Annotated in this window: 1 protein-coding gene; it reads right to left on the minus strand. The window is 42.7% G+C overall.

Annotated elements, in window-relative coordinates; all coding sequences use genetic code 11:
• Positions 1-37: 37 nt before the first annotated feature.
• A protein-coding gene (locus tag AABK37_RS41555) for an IS5 family transposase (RefSeq protein WP_432557207.1) occupies positions 38-830 on the minus strand; the annotation gives its coding sequence in 2 pieces (ribosomal slippage) (positions 38-526 and positions 528-830; 792 coding nt in all).
• Positions 831-915: the final 85 nt, after the last annotated feature.

Genomic DNA, 915 nt, shown 5'->3' on the forward strand with positions numbered 1-915 from the left:
AGAGGATGTCTGAGAAGTTTTAGATAGGTGATTTTAATTACGCAAGTTGCTTTAGCATCAAACGAATCATGGCAACATAAATAAATGCTTCAGTCGTCTCAGGTAGAATTTCATAATCTTTGCTCAATCGTCGGCACCAGTTAAACCAGCCAAAAGTTCGCTCAACTAACCAACGTTTGGGGAGTACAACAAAACCTTTCTGTTGTTCATGGCGGGTAACAACACTTAAAATCCATCGGTAGACATCAATCACCCAATGCTGAAAATTCTTGCCGCGATAGCCGCCATCAACCCAGATTTTGATTAACCGACGAAAGCGATCGCGTACTGCGTCCAGCTTCAAAAGTACTTGTTTTGCACCTGCTTGTTCGCTTGTATCAGCAGCAGTTATTACCACGACTAACAGTAAACCCAAGGTGTCTACGAGTATGTGCCGTTTGCGCCCCTTAATTTTTTTGCCAGAGTCGTAACCAACTTCTTGGGAAACCATTGTTGCCGTTTCAACGGTTTGACTATCCATAATTGCTTAGGCATGGAGATGGTTCTCGATCTTGACTAACACGTACCCACAAACGTAACCTTTCATGAATTTTTTGCCATGTTCCATCTTTTCGCCATTGTCGGAAGTAATGATACACAGTTTTCCACTTGGGGAAATCGTTTGGGAGCATTCGCCATGCACAACCCGCACACAAGATGTAAAGGATTGCGTTAACGATTGCTTGCATATCAACGCTACGTTTACGACCACCTGGTTTTGACTCAGGAATCAGTCTTGATAAGACTTCCCATTGTTCTAATGTCAGGTTACTTGGGTAAGATGGATTCATTGCTTTCGTCACGCTGTCTACTTAAGTGTTTTTTCTACTGACAGAATACCGTGACGTGAGCTTCCTTACTTTTCAGACATCCTCT

The organism is Tolypothrix sp. VBCCA 56010, from assembly GCF_050875635.1.
Lineage (GTDB): Bacteria > Cyanobacteriota > Cyanobacteriia > Cyanobacteriales > Nostocaceae > Hassallia.